General features: G+C 66.8%; 21 protein-coding genes. 14 read left to right on the forward strand and 7 right to left on the reverse strand.

Going from position 1 to position 22,478, the window contains the following annotated elements; all coding sequences use genetic code 11:
• Nucleotides 1–257 precede the first annotated feature (257 nt).
• Genes gspD through gspF form a run of 3 tightly spaced genes read left to right on the forward strand, consistent with a single transcriptional unit; the run spans nt 258 to nt 5,479 of the window.
• Nucleotides 258–2,708: a type II secretion system secretin GspD gene (gene gspD / locus U0042_RS19325; protein ID WP_114813934.1), complete on the forward strand. Its 2,451-nt coding sequence runs from the start codon at nt 258–260 to the stop codon at nt 2,706–2,708.
• Complete coding sequence (gene gspE, locus U0042_RS19330) at nt 2,705–4,255, forward strand: type II secretion system ATPase GspE (RefSeq protein ID WP_114813935.1); 1,551 nt, start codon at nt 2,705–2,707, stop codon at nt 4,253–4,255. The genes gspD and gspE overlap by 4 nt, the downstream gene beginning before the upstream one ends.
• Nucleotides 4,256–4,261: 6 nt before the next feature.
• Nucleotides 4,262–5,479 carry a type II secretion system inner membrane protein GspF gene (gene gspF, locus U0042_RS19335; RefSeq protein ID WP_114813936.1) on the forward strand — a complete coding sequence of 406 codons (1,218 nt, stop codon included), beginning with the start codon at nt 4,262–4,264 and terminating at the stop codon, nt 5,477–5,479.
• A gap of 29 nt (nt 5,480–5,508) precedes the next feature.
• Here gspF and U0042_RS19340 read toward each other — a convergent pair whose 3' ends face one another.
• Nucleotides 5,509–5,919 (reverse strand): general secretion pathway protein GspC, encoded by a 411-nt coding sequence (locus tag U0042_RS19340; RefSeq protein WP_114813937.1) that lies wholly within the window; start codon nt 5,917–5,919, stop codon nt 5,509–5,511.
• Nucleotides 5,920–6,099: 180 nt separating this feature from the next.
• On the opposite strand from U0042_RS19340, the gene gspG reads away from it, so the two are divergent.
• The 8 genes from gspG to U0042_RS19380 all read left to right on the forward strand — a co-directional run bounded on the left by gspG (nt 6,100) and on the right by U0042_RS19380 (nt 12,137).
• Nucleotides 6,100–6,564: a type II secretion system major pseudopilin GspG gene (gene gspG / locus U0042_RS19345; RefSeq protein ID WP_114813938.1), complete on the forward strand. Its 465-nt coding sequence runs from the start codon at nt 6,100–6,102 to the stop codon at nt 6,562–6,564.
• Between the two features lie 18 nt (nt 6,565–6,582).
• A complete protein-coding gene (locus U0042_RS19350) occupies nt 6,583–7,062 on the forward strand; it encodes a GspH/FimT family pseudopilin (RefSeq protein ID WP_232833503.1) in 480 nt (159 codons plus the stop codon).
• Nucleotides 7,063–7,153: 91 nt separating this feature from the next.
• Nucleotides 7,154–7,507 carry a type II secretion system minor pseudopilin GspI gene (gene gspI, locus U0042_RS19355; protein ID WP_232833512.1) on the forward strand — a complete coding sequence of 118 codons (354 nt, stop codon included), beginning with the start codon at nt 7,154–7,156 and terminating at the stop codon, nt 7,505–7,507.
• A gap of 28 nt (nt 7,508–7,535) precedes the next feature.
• Nucleotides 7,536–8,264, forward strand: coding sequence for a PulJ/GspJ family protein (locus U0042_RS19360; protein WP_114813939.1), 729 nt, complete (start codon nt 7,536–7,538; stop codon nt 8,262–8,264).
• 2 nt (nt 8,265–8,266) lie between these two features.
• Entirely contained in the window at nt 8,267–9,388 is a 1,122-nt protein-coding gene (gspK, locus tag U0042_RS19365; protein ID WP_114813940.1) for a type II secretion system minor pseudopilin GspK, read from the forward strand.
• 19 nt (nt 9,389–9,407) lie between these two features.
• Complete coding sequence (gspL, locus tag U0042_RS19370; RefSeq protein WP_114813975.1) at nt 9,408–10,835, forward strand: type II secretion system protein GspL; 1,428 nt, start codon at nt 9,408–9,410, stop codon at nt 10,833–10,835.
• Nucleotides 10,832–11,335 (forward strand): type II secretion system protein M, encoded by a 504-nt coding sequence (locus U0042_RS19375; protein ID WP_114813941.1) that lies wholly within the window; start codon nt 10,832–10,834, stop codon nt 11,333–11,335. Before gspL ends, U0042_RS19375 begins: the two co-directional genes overlap by 4 nt.
• Before the next feature lie 22 nt (nt 11,336–11,357).
• Nucleotides 11,358–12,137 carry a type II secretion system protein N gene (locus tag U0042_RS19380; protein ID WP_114813942.1) on the forward strand — a complete coding sequence of 260 codons (780 nt, stop codon included), beginning with the start codon at nt 11,358–11,360 and terminating at the stop codon, nt 12,135–12,137.
• A 7-nt stretch (nt 12,138–12,144) separates the two neighbouring features.
• On the opposite strand, the gene U0042_RS19385 is transcribed toward U0042_RS19380, so the two are convergent.
• Together U0042_RS19385 and U0042_RS19390 are read right to left on the reverse strand one after the other, a co-directional pair.
• On the reverse strand, nt 12,145–13,698 hold the full coding sequence (locus U0042_RS19385; protein ID WP_114813976.1) for an efflux transporter outer membrane subunit: 1,554 nt from the start codon (nt 13,696–13,698) through the stop codon (nt 12,145–12,147).
• Nucleotides 13,699–14,013: 315 nt separating this feature from the next.
• Nucleotides 14,014–14,310: a multidrug ABC transporter ATPase gene (locus U0042_RS19390; protein WP_232833504.1), complete on the reverse strand. Its 297-nt coding sequence runs from the start codon at nt 14,308–14,310 to the stop codon at nt 14,014–14,016.
• A 127-nt stretch (nt 14,311–14,437) separates the two neighbouring features.
• Here U0042_RS19390 and U0042_RS19395 point away from each other — a divergent pair, with 127 nt between their 5' ends.
• Both U0042_RS19395 and U0042_RS19400 read left to right on the forward strand, forming a co-directional pair.
• Nucleotides 14,438–14,938, forward strand: a complete 501-nt coding sequence (locus U0042_RS19395; RefSeq protein ID WP_114813943.1) for a MarR family winged helix-turn-helix transcriptional regulator — start codon at nt 14,438–14,440, stop codon at nt 14,936–14,938.
• Nucleotides 14,939–15,090: 152 nt separating this feature from the next.
• Nucleotides 15,091–16,653 carry a DHA2 family efflux MFS transporter permease subunit gene (locus U0042_RS19400; RefSeq protein ID WP_114813944.1) on the forward strand — a complete coding sequence of 521 codons (1,563 nt, stop codon included), beginning with the start codon at nt 15,091–15,093 and terminating at the stop codon, nt 16,651–16,653.
• A gap of 70 nt (nt 16,654–16,723) precedes the next feature.
• Here the strand turns inward: U0042_RS19400 and U0042_RS19405 are convergent, their stop codons facing one another.
• The 4 genes from U0042_RS19405 to ada form a co-directional block, all read right to left on the reverse strand.
• Entirely contained in the window at nt 16,724–17,221 is a 498-nt protein-coding gene (locus tag U0042_RS19405; RefSeq protein WP_232833505.1) for a hypothetical protein, read from the reverse strand.
• A gap of 223 nt (nt 17,222–17,444) precedes the next feature.
• Entirely contained in the window at nt 17,445–19,061 is a 1,617-nt protein-coding gene (gshA, locus tag U0042_RS19410) for a glutamate--cysteine ligase (protein ID WP_114813946.1), read from the reverse strand.
• 312 nt (nt 19,062–19,373) lie between these two features.
• Nucleotides 19,374–20,333, reverse strand: a complete 960-nt coding sequence (locus U0042_RS19415; RefSeq protein ID WP_232833506.1) for a DNA-3-methyladenine glycosylase family protein — start codon at nt 20,331–20,333, stop codon at nt 19,374–19,376.
• Entirely contained in the window at nt 20,330–21,496 is a 1,167-nt protein-coding gene (gene ada, locus U0042_RS19420; protein ID WP_114813947.1) for a bifunctional DNA-binding transcriptional regulator/O6-methylguanine-DNA methyltransferase Ada, read from the reverse strand. Before ada ends, U0042_RS19415 begins: the two co-directional genes overlap by 4 nt.
• Before the next feature lie 519 nt (nt 21,497–22,015).
• On the opposite strand from ada, the gene U0042_RS19425 reads away from it, so the two are divergent.
• On the forward strand, nt 22,016–22,441 hold the full coding sequence (locus U0042_RS19425) for a VOC family protein (RefSeq protein ID WP_114813948.1): 426 nt from the start codon (nt 22,016–22,018) through the stop codon (nt 22,439–22,441).
• Nucleotides 22,442–22,478 lie beyond the last annotated feature (37 nt).

The following is a 22,478-nucleotide window of genomic DNA, read 5'->3' on the forward strand; positions in this document are numbered from 1 at the left end:
TTTCAGGCAGCTTGACGGAACAACGGCACAGTCCCGGCGAAGTTTAGAGGAGCGCCACGGCCCCAATTGATTTGTGACGAAAACGACATAAAAAGCTGGTAGTGTTCATCCTTTTGATTAGCCAGGTGACTGACAAGAGGGATCGGCACCTGGGCGTATCGGCGTCATCGTTTTCGCGCAGCAGCGAGTTGAATGCGCAGGACTGCCGTACGTGTCCGCAGTCGATATCGACTTCACATTCCATGAGAAGAAACCGAATGGCATTGCGTCGCGTCGCCACGGCGCTGCTCGTGAGTGGGCTGATTACCGCGCAGGTCGCACAGGCGCAGGTCACGCTCAATTTCGTCAACGCGGATATCGATCAGGTGGCGAAAGCCATCGGTGCCGCAACCGGCAAAACCATTATCGTGGACCCTCGCGTCAAGGGTCAGCTCAACCTGGTTTCGGAAAATCCGGTTCCTGAAGAACAGGCTCTGAAGACATTGCAGTCGGCCTTGCGCATGCAGGGCTTTTCGCTGGTTCAGGACCACGGCGTACTGAAGGTCGTGCCCGAAGCCGACGCGAAACTGCAAGGCGTGCCCACCTATGTGGGCAACAGCACGCCTGCGCGCGGCGACCAGGTCATCACGCAAGTCTTCCAGCTCAAGAACGAGTCGGCGAACAACCTGCTGCCCGTGTTGCGGCCGCTCATCTCGCCGAACAATACGATTGCCGCGTATCCCGGCAACAATGCGCTCGTCGTGACCGACTACGCCGACAACGTACGGCGTCTCGCAGCGATCATCGCGGGCATCGATACAGCCGCGGGTCAGCAGGTCTCGGTCGTGCCGCTCAAGAATGCGAATGCGCTCGATACGGCCCAGCAGCTTTCGAAGATGCTGGACCCTGGTACGATCGGCAGCACGGACCCCACGCTCAAGGTTTCAGTAACGGCCGATCCGCGTACGAATTCGCTGCTGCTGCGCGCCTCGAACGCGCAGCGTCTTGCCGCGGCGAAGTCGCTTGCCAAACAGCTCGATGCGCCCACGAGCCAGCCGGGCAACATGCACGTCGTCATGCTGCGCAACGCGGACGCTGTGCGCCTCGCGCGCACGTTGCGCGGCATGATGGGTAAGGGTTCGGGTAACGACACGTCGAACAGCGGCGGCGCCAACGCGTTCAACCAGAATGCGGGCGGTGCAGCGGGCGGGCTGTCCGGCTCGACGGGCACGGCCGGCACGCCGCCGCTGCCGTCGGGTTCGACCAGCTCGTCGCTCGGCAATTCGATGACGGGCGGTAGTTCGTCGGGCACGGGCAGCAACAGCGCGCCGTTCCTCGGCGAAAAAGAAGGCAGCAACAACCAGGACGAGAACCAGTCCGGCGGCGGCATGATCCAGGCCGATGCCGCCACCAACTCGCTCATCATCACGGCGCCTGAGCCGGTGTACCGCAACCTGCGCAGCGTGATCGACCAGCTCGATTCGCGCCGCGCGCAGGTCTACATCGAAGCGCTCATCGTCGAACTCAATGCGACCACCGCGGCGAACCTCGGCATTCAGTGGCAAGGCGCGCTGCTGGGCGGCAACAACGCGGTTTATGGCGGCTCGAATTTCGGCTCGGGCAGCTCGAGCATCGTTGACCTCACGGCGCAAGGCGCGGCGATTGCGAACAACACCAACCTGCTCGGCACGAATTCGTCGAACCTGCTGCCCAACGGCCTGAACATTGGTCTGCTGCACCGTTTCGGCAGCGTGTTCGGGCTGGGCGGCCTGCTCAATGCGCTGGCGACGTCGAGCGACTCGAACGTGCTGTCCACGCCTAACCTGATCACGCTCGACAACGAGGAAGCGAAGATCGTGGTGGGCCAGAACGTGCCGGTTGTCACGGGCTCTTACGCAACGCCCACCGCGAACGCGGCGACATCGGTGACCGCGTTCAACACGTTCGACCGCATCGACGTGGGCGTTACGCTGCACGTGAAGCCGCAAATCACCGAGGGCGGCATCCTCAAGCTGCAGCTCTACCAGGAAGATTCGACGGTGGACCCGACCACGGTGAACAACCCGGGCGGCGTGACGATCAACAAGCGTTCCATCCAGTCCACCGTGCTGTGCGACAACGGCGAGATCATCGTGCTGGGCGGCTTGATGCAGGACCAGTATTCGAACGGCAACAGCAAGGTGCCGCTGCTCGGCGACATTCCATGGCTCGGCCAGCTGTTCCGCTCGGAAAACAAGACGCGCACGAAGAGCAACCTGATGGTGTTCCTGCGGCCCGTGATCGTGCGCGATCAGGCCACGAGTTCCGCGATCACGCTGAACCGCTACGACTACCTGCGTGACCAGCAAGGCGGCTATCAGACCGACAACCGCCTGATCCGCGACCAGAACATTCCGATGCTGCCGCCGCCTCCGCCGGGCCCGAGCGAAGGCGCCGTGCCGGCGCAGAATCTGTTCGATCTCAACAGCATGCGGCGCCAGTCCGCGCCGCAGAACGGGGAGCCGGCAGGCGGCACGCCGCCTGCTGCACCTCAGTCGGGAAGTGGCGCGGGCGTGTCGAGCTACGCGGTGCCGGGTGGCGGCGCATCGACAGGCGTGGGGACGAGCGCGCCGGCTGCGCCGTTGCAGCAGGCACCGCTCACGGCGCCCAATGCACCCGACAACGCAACAACCAACGCAACGCCGAATACCACGAACAACTCCGTTGCATCACCAGGAGCGCATCCGTGAACACACCGGCATCGGCGGGCGGCGTCTCTGCCGGCGCACGTCCGGGGCGGCCGCCCGAAGTTTCGTCCGCTGTTTCCTCGACAGGCGCAGCCGACCGCGAGCCGCCTTCGGCGCTGGCCGCGCGGCTCGTGCCCTATGGCTTCGCAAGAAACGGCCAGATTCTCGTCGCGCATCAACACGCCGATGCGCTCGAAGTGTGGATCAGCGACCGCACGAACGACGCCGCGCTCGCCGAGATCGCACGCAACTTCGGCGCGCTTTCCATCGTGCGCTTGCCCGCCGACGAACTCGCGCAGGCCATCAACCAGGCCTACGCGCGCCAGGACGGCAGCGCGGCCCAGGTGGTGGGCGAAGTGGAAGGCGAAGTGGATCTCTCGCGTCTCATGCAGGACATTCCCGAAGTGGAAGACCTGCTGGAGTCCGAAGACGACGCGCCGATCATCCGCATGATCAACGCGCTGCTCACGCAGGCCGCGCGCGAACAGGCATCGGACATTCACATCGAGCCGTTCGAAAACGCGTCGGTAGTGCGTTTTCGCGTGGACGGTACGCTGCGCGACGTCGTGCGTCCCAAGAAAGCGCTGCACGGCGCGCTGATTTCGCGCATCAAGATCATGGCGCAGCTCGATATCGCGGAAAAACGTCTGCCGCAGGACGGTCGCATCACGCTGCGCGTGGGCGGGCGTCCGGTGGACGTGCGCGTCTCGACGCTGCCCACGGGCCACGGCGAACGCGCCGTGCTGCGTCTGCTGGAAAAAGACGCGCAGCGCCTGAATCTCGAAGCGCTCGGCATGGCGCAGGATACGCTCGCGAAGTTCGACCGGCTGATATCGCGCCCGCACGGCATCGTGCTCGTCACGGGCCCTACGGGTTCGGGTAAAACGACGACGCTGTACGCATCGATGTCGCGGCTCGAAACGGCCACCACGAACATCATGACGGTGGAAGACCCGATCGAGTACGACCTCGCCGGCATCGGCCAGACGCAGGTGAACGAGCGCATCGGCATGACGTTCGGTCGCGCGCTGCGGTCCATTTTGCGGCAGGACCCGGACATCATCATGATCGGTGAAATCCGCGACCTGGAGACCGCGCAGATCGCGGTGCAAGCGTCGCTCACGGGTCACCTCGTGCTCGCGACGCTGCACACGAACGACGCGGCCTCGGCCGTCACGCGTCTCACGGATATGGGCGTGGAGCCGTATCTGCTGGCGTCGTCGTTGCTCGGCGTGCTGGCGCAGCGGCTGGTGCGTCAGCTGTGCCCGGTGTGCAAACAGGAGCGCAGCGAAGACGGCCACGCGCACTGGCATCCCGTGGGCTGCGACAAGTGCGGACAGTCGGGCTATGCAGGCCGGCGCGGCGTGTACGAACTGCTGCTCGTGGACGACACCATCCGCTCGCTCATCCACCGCAACGCGGCAGACGCCGAGATTCTCGCCGCGGGTCGCGCCCAGGGCATGCGCACGCTGCGCGAGGACGGCGAGCGTTGGGTGGCGGCGGGCATGACGTCGCTGGAAGAAGTGATCCGCGTGACGGGCGGAGCCTGACGCGTCATGCCGGCATTCCGTTTTGAAGCGATCGACGCGGCGGGCAAGGCGCAGAAGGGCGTGCTCGACGCGGACAGCGCGCGCAGTGCCCGCACGCAGCTACGCACGCAAGGCCTCACGCCGCTCGTCGTCGAACCTGCGGCGAGCCGCACGCGCGGCGAGCGTCAGCAGCGTCTCGCGATCGGCCGCCGGCTGTCGCAGCGCGAGCAGGCCATCCTGACGCGGCAACTCGCGAGCCTGCTCGTCGCTGGCCTGCCGCTCGATGAAGCGCTTGCCGTGCTCACCGACCAGTCCGAGCGCGACTACATCCGCGAGTTGATGGCCGCGATTCGCGCCGAGGTGCTGGGCGGCCATTCGCTCGCCAATGCGCTGGCACAGCATCCGCGCGACTTTCCCGACATCTATCGCGCGCTCGTTGCGGCCGGCGAGCACACCGGCAAGCTGGGCCTCGTGCTGTCGCGGCTCGCTGACTACATCGAGCAACGCAACGCGCTCAAGCAGAAGATCGTGCTGGCCTTCACGTATCCCGCCATCGTCACGATCATCGCGTTCGGCATCGTCACGTTCCTGCTCAGCTATGTGGTGCCGCAAGTGGTGAACGTGTTTGCGAGCACGAAGCAGCAGCTGCCCATCCTGACCGTCGTGATGATGGCGCTCTCCGGCTTCGTGCGGCACTGGTGGTGGGCGCTGCTGATCGGCATCGTGGTGGTCGTGTACCTGGTGCGTTCCATCCTCGCGCAGCCGGGCCCGCGGCTCTCGTTCGACCGCTGGCTGCTCACGGCGCCGCTCGCGGGCAAGCTCGTGCGCGGCTACAACACCGTGCGCTTTGCGAGCACGCTGGGCATTCTCTCGGCGGCGGGTGTGCCGATCCTGCGCGCGTTGCAGGCGGCCGGCGAAACGCTCAGCAACCGCGCGATGCGCGGCAACATCGAAGATGCGATTGTGCGCGTGCGCGAAGGCACGTCGCTTTCACGCGCGCTCGGCAACACGAAGACGTTTCCGCCCGTGCTGGTTCACCTGATCCGTTCGGGCGAAGCGACCGGCGACGTGACCACCATGCTGGACCGTGCCGCCGAAGGCGAGTCGCGCGAACTGGAGCGGCGCACGATGTTCCTGACGAGCCTGCTCGAGCCGCTGCTGATTCTGGCGATGGGCGGTGTGGTGCTCGTGATCGTGCTGGCCGTGATGCTGCCGATCATCGAGCTCAACAACCTCGTGCAGTAAATGCCTGCAGTAAAGACGTAACCGCGCGCCTAGCGCACGTAGATGGTGGGGCCGGCGGCGTTGGCCGGCAGGAAGACTTCGGAATGCACGCCGTTGCGGTCGATCACGATGGAGCGCGCGCGCACTTCGGCGAGCTTCGCGCCCTCGGTGAGCGGGCCGCCCAGCGAGATGGCCTTCGGCGGCTCACCGCCCACGCTGACGATAGCCGCCGCGCCCTGCTTGAGCGCAAGAATGCCGAAAAGGCGCACGTCCTGGTTCACGCTGCGCGTGAGCTGGCCGCCGAACAGCGTGGCGGCCTGATCGACGGAAACAGGCGCATGTACGGCCGCAGCCGGCACGGGCGCCGAACGTGCGGTGAGCGTGACGATCCAGTAGGTCAGCGTCGCGCAGAACACGGCGAAAAGCGCGAGCGACAGAAGGCGGATTTGCAGGGTGTTCATGGCGCGCATTGTACGAAGTATTGGGAAGTTTGAGGCTGGTCGGGAAAGCATCTGAAAGCTTGTGTGCCCTCGCCATTACAATGACCGGCCGGGCGCCGTACGGTTCGTGATGCGCAGCGTATCACGCGTGCCGGCCCGAATGGGTGAACTCAAATTTTTTCGCAAACGAGGTAGCAAGTCATGCAAATGTGGACCAAAGGCCGTGCCGAAATCGAAGCGCTGCGCGCTCGCCGCCAACGCGGGTTCACGCTCATCGAAATCATGGTCGTGATCGCGATTCTCGGCATTCTCGCCGCGCTGATCGTGCCGAAAATCATGAGCCGCCCCGACGAGGCGCGGCGCGTGGCGGCGCGTCAGGACATCGGCACCATCATGCAGGCCATGAAACTCTACCGGCTCGACAACGGCCGCTATCCGACCCAGGAGCAAGGTTTGCGCGCGCTGGTCGAAAAGCCTTCCGTGGACCCGGTGCCGAACAACTGGAAAGACGGCGGCTACCTGGAACGTCTGCCTAACGACCCGTGGGGCAACAGCTATCAGTACCTGAACCCCGGCGTGCACGGCGAGATCGACGTATTCAGCTACGGCGCCGACGGCAAGCCGGGCGGTGAAGGCAACGACGCCGACGTAGGCTCGTGGCAATAGCGAGACAGCGATAGAGCGATGAAAGAAGGTTTGCCGTGCGCGCGGCGTGAACGTGGCTTCACGCTGCTCGAAATGCTGGTGGTGCTGGTGATCGCAGGCTTGCTCGTCTCGCTTGCCTCGCTTTCGCTCACGCGCAATCCGCGCACGGATCTCAACGAAGAAGCGCAGCGGCTCGCGCTGCTGTTCGAAACCGCGGGCGACGAGGCACAGGTGCGCGCGCGCCCCATCGCGTGGCAACCGCTCGACAGCGGCTTTCGCTTCGACGTGCGAACCGACGACGGCTGGCGCCCGCTGCGCGACGACGACCTGCTCGGGCCGCGTCATTGGGAAGGCGGCGTGACGGGCGTGTCGATCGATTACCCCGGTTCGGACACGGGCGCGGACCGCATCGTGTTCGGCACCGAAAGCGTCGATGTGCCGGTGCGCGTCACGCTCTTTTCGGCTGCGGGCAATGCAACGATCGTCGGCACCGGTAATGGCCGCTACGAGGTGCATTGAGATGGCCGCTCGCGCTTGCCGCCGCGCCGGTAGCGAAGCGCATGGTGCGCTGCGCCCTGCCCTTCGCGTCCGTTCGACGCGCGGCTTCACGATGATCGAAGTGCTGGTCGCACTTGCCATCATCGCGGTGGCGCTTGCGGCGTCGCTGCGGGCCGTGGGCAGTCTTGCGGCCGGCGAGGCCGACCTGCATCGGCGCCTCCTGGCCGGCTGGAGCGCGGACAACGCGCTCGCTCAACTGCACCTCGCGCACGCGTGGCCGGAGGTGGGCGAGCAGAGCTTCGATTGCTCGCAGGGCAATCTGCAACTGCTCTGCACCGAACGTGTGAGCGCGACGCCGAATCCGGTGTTTCGGCGCGTGGAAGTATCGGTGACGATGCCCGGGCGCGACGGCAATCTCGCGCAGATGGTGACGGTGGTTGCGAATGAAACCAGCCGGCCGTTGTGATCGTGCCGGCCGCCGCGAGTGCCGCGATATGTTGCGCGAGGCACGCGAGGCGCACGCCGGCCCGCATGCTTCGCAGCACGGCGCGCGTCGTGCTGCATCGCGCGCTTCACGGCGCACCGCGCGCGGCTTCACGCTCATCGAGCTGCTGGTCGCCATCGCCATACTTGCGGTCATTGCGGTGCTGTCGTGGCGCGGGCTGGATCAGATCATCCGCGGCCGTCAGATCGTGACGAGTTCGATGGAAGACGAGCGCGTGTTCGCGCAATTGTTCGACCAGATGCGCATTGACGCCCGGCTCGCTGCTTCGGATGACGAAACGGGCGAAGCCGCGGTCTCCGTGAGCGGCGGCGCACTGCAGATCGTGCGCAGTTTCGCGGTGGCGCCGGGCAACGCGCCGCGGCTGCAAGTGGTGCGCTATCGCATTGCCGCCGGTCGCGTGATTCGTTATGCGTCGCCGCCGCTCGCGAACGTGGGCGAACTGCGGCGCGCGCTGCGCGGCAGCGAAACCGACGAGTGGAGCGCCGTGCCGCTGATGGGCGGCGTGGGCGCCATCAATGCGCGGCTCTTCGTGCCGAAGGTGGGCTGGACGACGCAGATGAAAGACGTGCAAAGCGCGATCACCGAGAACGACAACAACCTCAAGGTGCCGCAGCTCGGCAATGCGCCGCTGCCGCGCTCGGTGACGGGGCTCGAGGTGAGCATCGGCGCGGCGTCGCTGCAGCGGCCCGTGACGCGCGTGTTTCTGGTGGGAGAGTGACGATGCGCGCGCTCCACTCTCGTCATCGTGTTCGGGGTCGTCGGCAGCGCGGGGCGGCGATCATCAGCGCGCTGCTGGTGGTCGCGCTCTCGGCGATTCTGGTTTCCGGCATGTTGTGGCGGCAGCAGGTGCAGGTGCGTCGCATCGAAAACCAGCGCCTGCTCGCGCAGGCGCAGTGGGTGGCGCGCGGCGCGACGGACTGGACACGGCTGATATTGCGTTCCGAAGCCGATACATCCGCGGGCGTGACGTACCTGGGCGGCGTCTGGGGCGTGCCCATTGCGAAGACGCGACTGTCGGACTTCCTCGGCCAGATCGGCGATGCGGGCGCGCAGCAGGGGGCGTCCACGTATCTGTCGGGATCGATCGAAGATGCGCAGGCGCGCTTCAATCTGCGCGACCTCGTTTCCACGGCGACGCCCGGCGCGCTGCAACTCGACGTCCAGCAGATCCAGTCGTTCCAGCGGCTGCTGCAGATACTCGGCCTCAACGGGCAACTGGCGAAGGCGGTGGCGCTGCAGATGCGCGCGGGTCTCGCGCATTCGGCCACGCGCTTCCAGACGCAGACCGCGCCCGGCAGCACCACGGGACAATCGTCCACGCAGCAGCTTCAGAACCTCGCTGCGGGCGGCGCGACGGGCGGCACGAACTTCAGCAACAACCCGGGCCTCGAGGACAGCAACGACAACAGCGCCGTCGCGCCGTTGCTGATGACGAGCGTCGATTCACTGCTCGACGTGCCCGGCTTCTCGCACGACATCGTCGAGCGGCTGCGGCCATTCGTGACCGTGCTGCCCACCATGACGCCCGTGAACATGAACACCGCGCCCGCCGAGGTGATTGCGGCCGTGGTGCCGGGCATGAACCTGTCGAGCGCACAGGCGTTCGTGGCGCGCCGGCAGACCGTGTTTTTTCACAACGTCGGCGACGTGCAGCTCGCGCTGCGCGGCGCGGGCGTAGAGCAGACGGCCGTGGACCCCAACCAGTTCGACGTGAACACGAGTTATTTTCTGGTACATGGCCGCGTGCAGCATCAGCGGGCCGAGCTGGACCGCACGACGCTGATCTGGCGCGATCCGCTCACGCACACGACGCGCATTGTCTGGATACGAGACCAACTGTGAATATCGCCGGGAGATGCCTTTGAGCACGCTGATTGTCCTGATGCCGCCACGAGATCCGGCCGTGCCCTCGCAGGAATGGCAACTGCCGGAACTGCCGTTCCTGCTCGTCGACAAGGCGGGGCGCACGCAGCGCACGGGCCGCTCGGCGCTCGCGCTGTTGCCGCGCGCCACGCAAACGGTGCTGATGATTGCCGCCCGCGACGTGCTGATGATTCCCGCCGCCGTGCCGCCGCTCAAGGGGCCGCGCCTGCGCCAGGCGCTGCCCAACGTGGTGGAGGACCACCTGATCCAGGACCCCCAGCATTGCCACCTCGCGCTCGACCCGCAGCCGCTGCCGGACGGCCGGCAGATCGTGGCGGTCATCGACCGTGCCTGGTTCCGCTTTTTCATCGACGCCTTCACGTCCGCCGGGCATCGCAACCTGCACGCGGTGCCGGTTACGCGGTGCCTGCCGGCGGCGCCCGAAGCTGCGGCGCCTCGCGCGTCGGGCGAAGATGATGCCGCCGAGCCCGGCAAGACGACGCCGGCCACGCGCGGCGACGTGGGGGCAACCGGCGCCGACACGGCGCTCGCCGAAGACACCGCGCTCGACACGCTTGCCGCGACGCCCGTCGTGGCCGCGTTGCTCGGCAAGGTCGCGCAGGCGGCGCCCGCCCTTTTCACTGACGCTGCGGACGCCGAAACGGCCACGATCGCCACCGCTACGCCGCGCGTCGAGCTTGCTGTAGCACGAGGCGTGCAGGGCGAAGGCCTCGCGGTGCCCGCATCGAGCGTGGCAGCCACGCTCGATGCCCTCGCGGTCGGCGCGCCGCTCACGGTGTACTCGTTGACCGACGTGCCCGGCGAGCCGCAACTGGCTTCGTCCGCCGCGATGCCGCCGGTGCCCAACGCCCGCCCGCTGACGTTCGAAGCGCTCGCGCGGCGCGCGCCGGAAAGCCGCTTCGACCTGTGCCAGTTCGAGTTCATGGTGCAGCCGTGGCGGCTCGACCGCGCGACGCTGCGTCGCCTGCGGCTGCCGCTCGCGCTCGTGGTGGCGTCGCTCCTCGCGGCGATCATCGGCGCGAACGTGCAGTGGCTCATGATGGCGCGCCAGCGCGACGCGCTCAGCGCGCAGATGACGGAAACGCTGCTCAACGCGTTTCCGAAGACGACGGTGGTGCTCGACGCACCCGACCAGATGTCGCGCCAGCTTCAGCAACTGCGCGTGGCGGCGGGCGAGCTGTCGCCGGCGGACTTTCTCTCGCTGGCCGACGGGCTCGCGCGTTCGTTGGGGCCGGTGCCGGTGAACGGCATTGCGGCGCTGGATTACCACGACCGTCGGCTCGACGTGACCTTCAAGCCCGAGGTCAAGGTGGACGCGGACTTCGGCAAGCGGCTGGAGCGCAACGGACTCTCGGGCGCCATCGATAGCAATACGGGCAAGTGGACCATCAGGAGCGGATCATGAAGTCGGCACTCGCAGAAGCCTGGGCCCGTTTCTGGGAAACGCGCACCGCGCGCGAAAAGCAGCTCATCACGTGGGGCGGCGCGGTGCTGGCTGTGGTGATCGGCTGGTCGGTGCTGTGGTCGCCGGCTCAAGAGGGCCGCGCGCAGCTGCGCGAGACGCTGCCCGCCATGCAGCGCCAGCTCGCGCAGATGACGGCACAGGCCAACGAGGCGCGCACGCTCTCGGCCGCGGCCCAGGGCGTGGCGCCCACGGGTGCCGCGCTGCGCGACGCTTTGGCGGCGTCGCTCAACGATCACGGCCTGCCGCCCGCGCAGGTGCAGGTGATGGGCAACGCGGTGCAGGTGCAGATGAAGAACGCGTCGTTCCCGGCGTGGGTGGCATGGCTCGACGATGCCCGCAAGCAGTTCAAGGTGCAGGTTTCCGAGGCCCACGTGACGGCGCTGAAAGCCGACGGCCAGGTGGACCTCACCGCATCGCTACAGCCGCCGGCTGTCCATTGATGGCAGACGCACGGGACTTCGCATGAGCTTCTGGATGCGCTACGTGCGCGCCGCGCTGCCGTGGCTCGTAGTGGGGCTGCTTTCGAGCGGCGTCGTGCTGCTCGCCATGCTGCCGGCCGCGTGGATTGCGCCGCAGTTCGCGAAGGCCACGCACGGGCACGTGAACCTGGTGGAGCCGGCTGGCTCGTTGTGGCACGGTTCGGCTTCGCTGATGCTCGCGGCCGGTCCGGACGAAACCGGCGCCACGATGCTGCCCGGTCGCATCGAATGGCAGACCGCGTTCTGGCCGCTTTTCACGGGCCGCGTGCAGATGCGCATGCGCCAAAGCCAGGCGATGCCCGACCCGGTCACCGTGGACGCCACCACGCGTGGCGCCGTGCTATCCGCAGGCGCGATGACCGTGCCGGCTTCGCTGCTGAGCGGCCTGGGCGCGCCCTTCAATACGCTCGATCTGCAAGGCGACGTCCGGCTTGCCTGGACCGACTGGCGCACCTTCGGCAACGAAGCGTTCGGCCGCCTCACCATCACGCTCGACGACATGAGCTCGCGCGTGTCGCTCGTGAAGCCGCTCGGCACGTACCAGGTGGTGTTTCAGGCGCAGGGCGTTTCATCGACGCTGGATCTTTCCACCCTGAAGGGGCCGCTAATGCTGGCCGGCCACGGTGTGGTTGCACCGACGTCCACGTCGTTTCAGGGCACCGCAAGCGCGACGCCCGACCAGCGCGACAACCTGGCCGGACTGCTGAATCTGCTGGGGCGCCCCACGGGGCCCGGAACGGTCGCGCTGGTGTTCTTCCGCTGACGGTTCTTTAACTCGCCGGCGCCTGGCCTGGCGCTTGACCCGGCGTTTGATCAGAAGCGGCACCGGCGGGCGCCGCGCTCTGCGATTGCGGCGCGGCTGCGGCCGGCGTCGAAGCCGGCGTGGCCGCGGGCGCCATCACGTCGCCCGTTTCGCGATCCATCTGCGCGACGTCCCAGCCGCCGCCCAACGCCTTCACGAGTCCCACCGACGACACCATCCGCTGTCCCGCCAGGCTCGCGAGCTTCTGCTCGGCCGTGAACGCCGTGGTCTGTGCCGTGAGCACGTTCAGATACGCGACGGTGCCGGCCTTGTACTCGTTCGTGATGATGTCGAGCGCGTGCTTGGCGGACTCCACCGCCTGCTGCTGCACAACGATTTCCTGCGCGAGGATGCGCTGCGATGCCAGGTTGTCTTCCACGTCCTGGAACGCGGTCAGCACGGCCAGGCGGTATGCGGCGGCCTGCTGGTCGTAGGCGGCGCGCGCGGCGTCCGTCTGCGCGCGCCGCAGGCCCGCGTCGAAGATCGTGCCGGCCAGCGACGGCCCGAGCGTCCAGAAACGCGACGGCATGGAAAGCAGCTTCGAGAACACCGAGCTTTCGAAGCCGCCGCTTGCCGAAAGCGTGAGCGAGGGGAAATACGCTGCAATTGCCACGCCGATTTCTTCGTTCGCGGCGGCAGCCTTGCGCTCGGCGGATGCGATGTCGGGGCGACGTTCGAGCAGCGCCGACGGCATTTGCACCGGCACCTGCGGCGGCACGGCGTCGAGCGGCGCGGGCGGAATGGAAAACGTGGAGGCCGGCTCGCCCACCAGCACGGCGATGGCGTGCTCGTCCTGGGCGCGCGTCACGCCGTTGTCGATGGCCGATGCCTGGGCCGATTGCAGTTGCGTTTGCGCCTGGATCACGTCGGCGCGGCCCGCCACGCCCTGGGCGTACTGGTTCTGCGTGAGTTGTAGCGAACGCGCGTAGGCGGCGACGGTGTCGTCGAGCAGCTTCTGCTGGGCGTCGAGCGAGCGCAGCGAGAAGTAGGTCTGCGCGAGCGTGGCCTGGGCGGAGAGGCGCGCGTTGGCCAGGTCGGCGGCGGCGCCTTGCTGGCTGGCTTCCTGCGCCCCCACGGTGCGGCTAATCTTGCCCCAAAGGTCGGGTTCCCAACTGGCGTCCAGCGACGCGCTGTAGCTGTTGCTGATGACGCCCGAGCGGCCGCTGGACACACTGGACGAACTGCTCGAACTGAGCGGCGTGCGCGAACGGCTGGCGCTGCCCGAAGCGGTAATGGTGGGGAAATACGACGCGCGCGCCTCGCCGACGAGCGCCCGCGCCTGGCGGTACGCGGCGGCGTACTGCGCGATCGACTGGTTGTTGCGATTGAGCTTGTCTTCGAGCGCGTTCAACTGCGCGTCGTTGTAGATGGACCACCAGTCGCCGCGATCGTGCTGGTCGGCGGGTTGCGCCACTTTCCAGCCTTCGGGCGTTTCCTTGTAGGTCGCGGGAATGGCCGTGGCCGGGCGGTGGTAGTCGGGGCCCACGGCGCAGCCTGCGAGGAGCGCCACGGCGGTGGCCATGAGCGCGAGCGTCGCGAGGTGCGGTCGGCCTGGCCGGCTGGCCGGCAGGGAACCTGGCACCGCAGCGGGCGAGCGCGTGATTCGATGAAACGGCATGCAATGAATTCCTGTCGATGCGGGCGGCGCGCATGCGGCGCCGGCCGGGCTTGCCGAATGCGGCACTGGCGTACCGCGGCGCCCGTGTGCGGCGGGACCGGACGTTCCGTCCGCAGTGCAGTGGATCGGGCAAATGGTAGCGCAGCGCGCGAACCGGCGCGAAACCGCAAGGGTAATGCGCGACAGGTGAAGGGTGTGTTACCGGCGCGGGCCCGACGATTACTCGTCGTTACGGCCTGCCGATCGCCGTGCCACGGGCGTGGCCGCGCGGCAGGCGGGCGCTTTGCCGGCGCAGGCTGCGCAAGGCTCGGCGGTGCGCGTATCGCGCTTCTGGCGCCGCCGCTCTGACCAGGCAAAGAAGAGCACCGCCAGCGAGCCGCCGGGCAGCACGAACATCGCCGCGTACAACGCGATCTTCCACCAGCGCACCGGCTTCTGGAGCGACTCCAGCGCGATGTCGGTGAGAGAGCGGCCAAGGCCGCCGAGGGCGTTTTTCAGGTACGGCATGGCGAACATCCTTGCACGCGCGGGCCGGTCGGAGTGCGCGTAATTGATTGCCTTCAATAATATTGACTATGCAATTAATTTGCAACATACTCTGCGCCAAATCAGGTGACGTGTTGTTCACTGCGGAACTTTGTCGATGAGCAATGGCCCTTACGACCCGGCTGACATCAGGCTGGAGTCCAGTCTCGGTTACTACCTGTCCAAGGCTCGCAATGTCCTCGGACAGCGGATGGACCGCGCACTCGAGCCACTGGGCCTGACCGCCTCGCAGATTGGCGTGATGCTGCTGCTGTTGTGGCGCCGCGCGAATACGCCGTACGACCTGTCGCGCGAGCTTTCGTACGACAGCGGGTCGATGACGCGCATGCTGGACAGGCTGGAGAAGAAGGGCCTTATCGTGCGTAGCCGGAGCAGCACCGACCGGCGCGTGGTGGAGCTGACGCTCACTGCACCGGGCGAGGATGCGGCCCGGCAGTTGCCGGCCATCATCGCGCGAGTGCTTAACGAGCAGTTGCGCGGCTTTTCGGAAGAAGAAGTGACGCAACTGGAGAGCCTGCTCGGGCGGTTCATCGCCAACGCGCCGGACGTGGAAACGGGCGGCTGCCCTGTGGCCGCCGGGAAAGATTCGCATTGTTGACCTAACAACGGCGCGTGACCGTACCTCAGCGCGCCGTATTGCCGGGATTTATCTGTCTGGGCAGAAAGTGTTGTTGCATGGATGTAGCGCCGCTCTCCCGGCCCGAATCCATGACATGACAGGATTCTGCCGGGCCAACGAGAGACTGGACCATGAACGCAACCGCTTCATCCGCCCTGCCCGCGCCCGCGGAACCCGCGCCGTTCTCCGGCGGCGCCCTCGCCCTGCTCACTGTCGGGCTTGCCCTCGGCACTTTCATGGAGGTGCTCGACACCTCGATTGCGAACGTCGCGGTGCCCACCATCTCGGGCAACCTCGGCGTGGCGAACAGCGAAGGCACGTGGGTGATTTCGTCGTACTCGGTGGCGTCGGCCATCGCCGTGCCGCTTACCGGTTGGCTGGCGCGCCGCGTGGGCGAAGTGAGGCTCTTCACGCTCTCCGTGCTGCTCTTCACGCTCGCTTCGGCAGCGTGCGGGTTTGCCTCCAACTTCGAGACGCTGATCGCGTTCCGGCTCGTGCAGGGTCTCGTTTCGGGCCCGATGGTGCCGCTCTCGCAGACCATCCTGATGCGCTCGTATCCGCCCGAGAAACGTGGGCTCGCGCTCGGGTTATGGGCGATGACGGTGATCGTCGCGCCCATCTTCGGCCCCGTGATGGGCGGCTGGATCACGGACAACTACACGTGGCCGTGGATCTTCTACATCAACCTGCCCATCGGCATTTTCTCCGCGACCTGCGCGTTCTTCCTCCTGCGCGGACGCGAGACGAAGACGACGAAGCAGCGCATCGACGCCGTGGGCCTCGCGCTGCTCGTGATCGGCGTGTCGTGCCTGCAGATGATGCTGGACCTCGGCAAGGACCGCGACTGGTTCAACTCGAAATTCATCGTGGCGCTCGCCATCATCGCGGTGGTCGCAATTGCGTTCATGCTCGTGTGGGAAATGACCGAAAAGGAGCCGGTGGTCGACCTTTCGCTTTTCAAAGACCGCAATTTCGCGCTCGGCGCGTTGATCATCTCGTTCGGCTACATGGCGTTTTTCGGCTCGGTGGTGATCTTCCCACTGTGGCTTCAGACGGTGATGGGCTACACGTCCGGCCTCGCGGGGCTCGCCACTGCGCCGGTCGGGCTGCTCGCACTCGTGCTCTCGCCCATGATCGGACGCAACATGGAGCGGCTGGACCTGCGCATGGTGGCAAGCTTCGCGTTTCTGGTGTTCGCGTTCGTCTCGTACTGGAACGCGAGCTTCACGCTCGACGTGCCGTTCGACAAGGTGATCCTGCCGCGGCTCGTGCAGGGCATCGGCGTGGCGTGCTTCTTCGTGCCCATGACAACGATCACGCTGTCAAGCGTGCCCGATGAACGGCTCGCGAGTGCGTCGGGGCTATCGAATTTTCTGCGCACGCTTTCGGGCGCCATCGGCACGGCGGTGAGCAATACCTTCTGGGAAAACGACGCGATTCGTCACCACGCGGTGTTGACCGAATCGGTGAGCGTCTATTCGCAAACCACGAGTTCGTTCAGCAACGCGCTCGCGAGTCTGGGCGTTGCGGGCCAGAGCGCGAATGCGCAGATCGATCAAATCATCACGCAGCAGGGCTACATGATGGCGACCAACGACTTCTTCAGGATCTCGTGCGTCGGCTTTCTTGTGCTGGCGGGGCTGGTGTGGATTACGCGGCCGAAGAAGGGCGCGGCCGCGTCCATGGGGCACTGAGGGGGCGTCGAGCGAGGCGTTGAATGAAGCCTTGAACGACGCGCTCGCTCATGCCCAACGTTGCCCGCCTCTATTGCGAGACAGGCGGACTGTCCGACGACGTGCCCGGCGATGCAGCCGGTTGATCCGGCAGCGCGCCCTGCTTCTGAGTTGCGGCGGGCGTGTGTGGCGCAGCGGGCGTCGTCTGGTTGCCGCGCACATAGGCCTTGAAGTCGGCGCCTGCGTTCCATGGGTCGGGCTTGCAGCCGAGCGAACTGTCGCAATGCGCGGCGAAGCCGATGGTCATGCTGCCATCGGGGTTCGGCGTTTTCGTGATCTCGAATGCGAGTGCGCGACGGCCGCCGTCGGGACCGGCGGTCTGGATCAGCGAGTCGTTGACGGTTTGCAGGTCGTACTTCGAATGGTCTTTTACCCAGGTCTGGGCCCGCTGCCACCAGGCATCGCATTGCGACTTGCTCGTGCACGTGAGCGGCGTGGTCGCGATCTGCATGACTTCAGGTTTGACTTCGCCACGCGTGGTGCATGCTGCGGCGGCAACGCACAGCAAGGCCGGAAAGATTCGTTTCATTGCGTTCATACCCTCCCTGAGCGGAACGGCGAGCCGCGATGATGCGGGCTCGCGTCTGTTGCCGGCCGAGGCTCGTCCAAGCCAACCCGGGTCGGCTGAGCGGCGCTCGAGTTCTTGAAAGTTGGACTGCGCGAAGGCGCGTGTGTTTCATGCGAAGCGGCGCGTCGGCACCGCGCCACGCGATGCCGTGCTGCAGAGGACAGATGCCCTGCGCGGCAGCGGGCTAGACGCTGAAGCGGTTCAGCGTGTACGCGCGATACGCGGCGACGAAAGCATCGAACGAGCCCGCTTCCTCGCGTTCCATCTTCGCCTGCTCTTCGATGGACTGCGCGGCCAGTGCCTCGAATTGCGCGGTCGTCGCGGCATCGAGCGGCCTTGCGCGGAAAAACGCCGCGTGCTCTTCGCTTTGCGCGAGGCCGAACTGCAGGAAGCTCTGCTGCCGTTCGCGCATGGTCTGCAAAACGCGCGCCGACGGCGTGAGCGATGCGTCGGCGAGTTTCGCGCGCTGCATGGCGACGGCGCGCGCGTGCTCGTCGCTGCCGGCGGCTGCGTCGAGCGTCGCCGCGGCGACGTCGATCTTCTCGAGCAATTCGGCCGCCCAATCCCGCATGGAGACCGTCTTGCCGTCGCGCGTGAGTTCGAGTCCCGGCTTGCGCCCTTCTATCGTCACGCGCCCGAAGTTGCGGTTCGCTTCGGCGTAGGCCTCGGGCGGCAGCGCGGCGCTGTCGTCGAGCACGCACGCCAGCAGGTACGCGTCCAGAAAACGCGCCGTGGGAAGCGCAATGCCCACCGGCTCGAACGGATCGATGTCCATGCAGCGCACTTCGACGTACTGCACGCCGCGCGAGGCGAGCGCATGGAGCGGACGCTCGCCGGGATACGTGACGCGCTTCGGGCGGATGGTCGAGTAGAACTCGTTTTCGATCTGCAGCACGTTCGTGTTGATCTGAATCCATTCGCCGTCGCGATGCGTGCCGATCGCCTCGTAGGGCGGATACGGCTGGCTCACCGCTTGGGCGAGCGCATCGAGATAGCCCTGCAGCGTGTCGTAATCGGCATGCAGCGCGGACTGACCCGTGGTGTTCGAATAGCCGAGGTCGCTCATGCGCAGGCTCGTCGCGTAGGGGCGATAGAGCGTGTCGGCGTCGAACGTTTCCAGCGTGTGCGGACGGCCGCGCAGGAAGCGCGCATCCAGTGCCGGCGACGCGCCGAACAGATACATGAGCAGCCAGCTCGTGCGGCGGAAGTTGCGGATGAGCGCGAAGTAGCGCTCCGACTGGTAATCGACGGCCGTTGCCGTGGATTGATGGTGCGCGTGCAGCAGGCGCCACACTTCTTCGTTCAGCGAATAGTTGTAGTGGATGCCGGCGATGCATTGCATCGTGCGTCCGTAGCGCAGTGCGAGTCCCACGCGATATACGTACTTGAGCCTGCCGATGTTCGAGCTGCCGTAACGCGCGATGGGAATGCCGTCGTCGGTGTCGGGCAAAAGGCCCGGCATCGAGCTGTTCCAGAGGATCTCGTCGTCAATCGAGCCGTACACGAAGCGATGCAGTTCGTCGAGGCGCGCGAGGGTGTCGGCCGCGTCGTGCTCGGCGGGCGTGATGAGCTCCAGCAGTGCTTCCGAGTAGTCCGTGGTGAGCGACGGATGCGTGAGCGCCGAGCCGAGCACCGCCGGATGCGGTGTCATGGCGAGCCGGCCGTCGTGCGTGACGCGCAGGCTCTCTTTTTCGATGCCGCGCAAGCCGCGCGTGAGCGCGTTGCGCTGCGGCCCGGCACTCAGCACGGAGAGGCGCTGCGAGAGAACGTCGTTCGTGCGGATGGAGGTCGTGTCTGGCATTGAGTCGGGTCAGGCAGGAGCCGCCCGTGCGCGATTCGCGTAGTGATGGCGCGGCCGCGGCAGGCGGTAAATTTTTCGGTAGCGGGCACTTTAACATCTCGTCACGCGCGCTGCTTGGCGTGCCTTCGGGCGCGGTGGGCGCCGCGTGTCGCGTGCTCTCGCGGCCGTGCCGGAGCGGTTCCGCTTCTCTTTTTGCCCTTACCTCTGCTGCGGCTTTTTGCCTTGTTTTTATATGCCGTGTGCGTTTCGCGCGCCGGATGCCGGCGTCGCCTTATCTGTAACTGCCGCGCTTGCACACCCTTGCTCTCGTCTTCAACCGCCGCGTGCCGTGCCCGCCCGGTCGGCCACCTCGTTCCATAGATGAAGGGCCGCGTACGCGCGCCACGGCCGCCACGCGTCGGTGCGCGCGCGTTGCTGCGTGGGCCTGGCGAGCGACGGGTCGCGTGCGGTAATCGACTGCATCAGCACGAGGTCCGTAGCGGGCCATGCGTCGGGATCGCGCCAGGCCCGCATGGCGACGTACTCGACGGTCCACGGTCCGATGCCGGGCAACGCGAGCAGCGACGCGCGCAATGCCGCGGCATCGTGGGTGGCGACAGCAGCGTCGTCGATGGGCACGTCGCCCGATGCCACCGCTCGCGCAAAGCCTTGCAACGCGGCGACGCGCTTGCCCGGCATGCCGATCTTGTCGAGGTCCGCGGCGGCGAGCGCGGCGGGCGTCGGAAAGCGCCACGCCGTGCTTTCGTGCGGATGACCATGGATGCGGCAGCCCGCGCGCTGCACGAGGCGCCCGATGATGGTCGTCGCGGCCTTCACACTCACCTGCTGACCGACGATAGCGCGCACCACGAGCTCGAAGCCCGACCACGCGCCCGGCACGCGCAGCCCCGGCGCGGCCTCGACGAGCGGCGCGAGCCAGGCGTCCGCGCCAAGGTGCGTGTGGATCTGCGCCGGGTTCGCATGCAGGTCGAACATGCGCGCGATGGGGGCGGCGAGCGCGTCGGCATGGCGGCTCGCCGCGCCTTCGATTGTCGCGACGACGCAGCGTTTGCGCGGGTGCCGGCGCACGGTGAGCGTGCCCTCCGCGCCGTGCCATTCGATGGCGCGGCGGTAGGCGCCGTCTTCCACTGCTTCGACGCCCAGCGTCGCGCGCCCCGCGAAAAATCGCAACAGGCGCGGCCAGTCATAAGGTGCTTTGAACGGCAGTTCCAGCGTGGCGGTGTCCGTTTCAACGGACACCGCCGACGTGAAGGGCGGGGCGGCGGCGCTCAAGCGGCGTGGTCCCAGGAAATCGGCTCGGCGGCGGGATTGCCGCTTGCCGATGTCGTCGACTTGCCGGTGGTTTCGCCGTTTCCCCTGGCCGATGTCGCGGCCGGTTGCGCGATGCCGCGCGAGGCCTCGGCGGCGAGCAATGCCGCTTTGCGCTGCAATCCCCACCGGTACCCGGCGAGCGCGCCGCCCTTCTGCACCACGCGATGACACGGAATGGCCAGCGCCACCGGATTCGACGCGCACGCGCTCGCCACGGCACGCACGGCGCGCGGCGCGCCCACGACCTCGGCGATCTGCGAGTAGCTGCGCGTTTCGCCGTACGGAATGCGCTGGAGCGCGTCCCAGACGCGTTGCTGAAACGCGGTGGCGGCGATGTCGAGCGGCAGCTCGACACGCTCCTGCTCGCCACGCAGGTACGCCTCGACCCGGGCGATGAAAGGCGCGAGGCGCGCAGGGTCTTCGGTGAGTTTCGCGTTTGAGAACTCGGCTCGGAGCTCGTCGGCGAGCGCGGCCGGCTCGTCGCCGAACGCGATCCGGCAGATGCCTTTGTCCGTGGCGGCGACGAGCACGTAACCGAGTGCTGTCGGCGCGCTCGCGTAGCGCACGACTAGCCCGGCGCCCTTGCGCCGGTACACGGAGGGCGCCATGCCGAGCTCCACGCCGGCGCTGTCGTACAGACGCGACGGCGAGCCGAAGCCGGCATCGACGCTTGCCCGCGTCACGCCGGTGCCGCGCTGGAGCGCATCGCGCAACGCGGCGGCGCGACGAGCGGCCTGATATTGCCGCGGCGACACGCCCACTACCCGCTTGAACAGCCGCTGGAGGTGGAATGGGCTCAGGTGCACGGCATCGCTCAACTGCGCGAGCGTGAGGCGCTCGTGCGCAGCGGCGTCCAGCACGGCACACGCACGATTGACGACCTCCAGCTCGCGCGGCAGCCCGCCCGGCTGACAGCGTTTGCACTCGCGATAGCCGGCGGCGCGCGCGGCGTCGGCGGAGGCGAAAAACTGGACGTTTCCCCGGCGCGGCAGGCGCGAGGCGCATGACGGACGGCAGAAGACGCCGGTTGTCCGCACGCCGTAGAAGAAGGCGCCGTCGGCTTCGGCGTTGCGCCGGGTCACGGCGTCCCAGCGCTCGGTATCGGTTGCCCAGGCTGTTTTCATCTCAGAGCCCCTGCAATGTGTTTGGACGCTTCCAATGTAGCGGCGGCGCGTGGGCGGTACGCTCCGGTTCTTGCGGTGTCATTGCCGGCCCCGCGCCGTCGGGCCGTTCGGCGGTCGCAGTGGGAAAAGTGCGACAAATCGACCTCGTTACGGGTTTTCCCTTAAAAAAACATTGCGTCGCACCAACCCGTTGTGTATACTGGTCTCTGTCTCCTCCATGTCTCCTCCTGATATGGATTAAGCCCGCTCACTGAGTGGGCTTTTTTTCGTCCATACGTTTCGGAAACAGGCCGGCGGGCGGTTTGCCCGGGTTCCAGCGGCCGATTCTTTTCTTCCCGTTAGCGTCTCATCGTACCCGCTTGGGGTGCCGTCGGCTTGGGGCACCTCCATTGTGGCGTGGGTCTGTGCTGGCCCGCGCCTTTGCGTCGCGCCGCGTCCGCAATCGCGCAGCCTGCACCACTGCTTCTCCTGTCCCCTACACTGCCCGTATCCGCCGCGAATGTGCCGGGAGGCTTTCCGATGAAGATTCATATCCGCGAAATCGACCATGTCGTGATCCGCGCCGCCGCTCTGGACGCGTTGGCGCGCTTTTACTGCGACGTGCTGGGCTGTTTCGTCGAGAAGGAGCAGCGCGATCTGGGGCTCGTGCAGTTGCGCGCGGGGCGTTCGCTGATCGATCTGCTGCAGGTGGGCGGCCAAATCGACCGGCCCGAAAGCGGCACGCCCGGCGCCGGTCGCAATATGGACCATCTATGTCTGCGCATCGAGCAGTTCGATGCCGAGGCGCTGGTCGCCCATCTGAAGGCGCATGGTGCCGACGTGGGCGCTCACGGCGTGCGTTACGGCGCGGACGGTTACGGCCCGTCGCTCTATCTGTTTGATCCCGAAGGCAACATGGTCGAGCTCAAAGGTCCGCCCGACCACGCGCTGACCACTTCGCTCTAGGTTTGGGCCGCGCATCCGCCCTCGCGCGCTATGCCCT

The sequence above is a fragment of the Paraburkholderia kururiensis genome, assembly GCF_034424375.1.
GTDB classification, from domain to species: domain Bacteria; phylum Pseudomonadota; class Gammaproteobacteria; order Burkholderiales; family Burkholderiaceae; genus Paraburkholderia; species Paraburkholderia kururiensis_A.